Genomic DNA, 1,192 nt, shown 5'->3' on the forward strand with positions numbered 1-1,192 from the left:
GGCCTGCGTTAGATTCAGGGCGTTGTCATCCAGAAGAGTGCGTGCTGCGTGCGCATATAGGGCATTTTTAAGTTCCACGCGGCGATGTTCAGATGCTCGGCCGCAGCTCGTTCGCCCAGCGCCCGAACTCCTCGCAGGAGTGCGTTGTAGGTGCGGGTGTCGGAGTGAAGTTGCAGGTGGGAGCGGCCAGGGGGCTTCTTGAACGGGTGGTGGATGCCGATCCCGGCGCCTTGATAGCCGGCGTCGGCGAGGGTGGGCAGGCCGTCGGCGGCCGCCTTGTACAGGGCTGACAGGCAGTGCATTCGGGCGGCGGTGATGTCGGGCACCGAGCCGGGCTCGGCTTCGGACACCCATAACGGGGTGCCGTTCGGGGCGGACAGGAACTGCACGTTCGCCCCGAATGCCTTGTGTTTCGCCGAATACCAGGTGTCCACCTCCTTGCCCGCGGCGCTCATGTGGGTACCGGCGACGCGGTCGGACTCGATCAGCGTGCCGTCCAGGACCAGGTGGTTCATGCCCCGCTTTCGGCACTCTGCAAGGACCCGGTGCAGATCCGGGGCCTGCTCGGCCAGGACGTCTATGCCTTCGTGCAGGTAGCGGTAGCCGGTGGTCTGAGAGATTCCCGCGTCCCGCGCCAGGCAGTGCACGCACGACCGCTCCCGGAACCAGCGCAGCACCAGCACGGCCTGCCGGAATGGTCCCAGCGCCCGCGAGCCCTTCGGGGTGCCGATCCGGCGACGATGGCCGGCCAGCAGCCGGGCGAGAAACTCAACGACATGACGCGGAACGTCGAGTACGGCAGCATAGGTGACCAACGTGAAGCCCCCGGTGACAGGCGGTCTTGTGAGAAAGACCTGTCCTACCAGGGGCTTCACGCCTGTCCACAGCCACCCTCATGCCCCAGCAACAGCGAGATCATTTCGTTGAGAAAACCTCAGTCAGCCGCAGTGCGGCGAACGCTCGGCCGAGCATGGTCGGCGGACCTGACGGCCAGGTTGGAAAAGGCTCAGTGGAGTGAGAGGCAGTGAGGGTTTGTGCGTTGGCACAGGTCAGCGCCGGTTCCCTGGGTTTGGCTCACTGTTATGGATGTGGGAGATCGGGGCGATTCCGCTGTCATGGGGCGGTATTCGTGCAGGTGGTGCGCTGACACGAAACCGATAGATCTCAGGAATGGCACCCCGCCGACGGCATC

Annotated in this window: 1 protein-coding gene; it reads right to left on the bottom strand. The window is 64.9% G+C overall.

Going from position 1 to position 1,192, the window contains the following annotated elements:
• Nucleotides 1-14: 14 nt before the first annotated feature.
• Nucleotides 15-815: a transposase family protein gene (locus ACFT2C_RS29105; protein ID WP_377210584.1), complete on the bottom strand. Its 801-nt coding sequence runs from the start codon at nt 813-815 to the stop codon at nt 15-17.
• Nucleotides 816-1,192: the final 377 nt, after the last annotated feature.

Origin of the sequence: Promicromonospora sp. NPDC057138 (assembly GCF_042670845.1) — a bacterium.
Classification (GTDB): Bacteria; Actinomycetota; Actinomycetes; order Actinomycetales; family Cellulomonadaceae; genus Promicromonospora.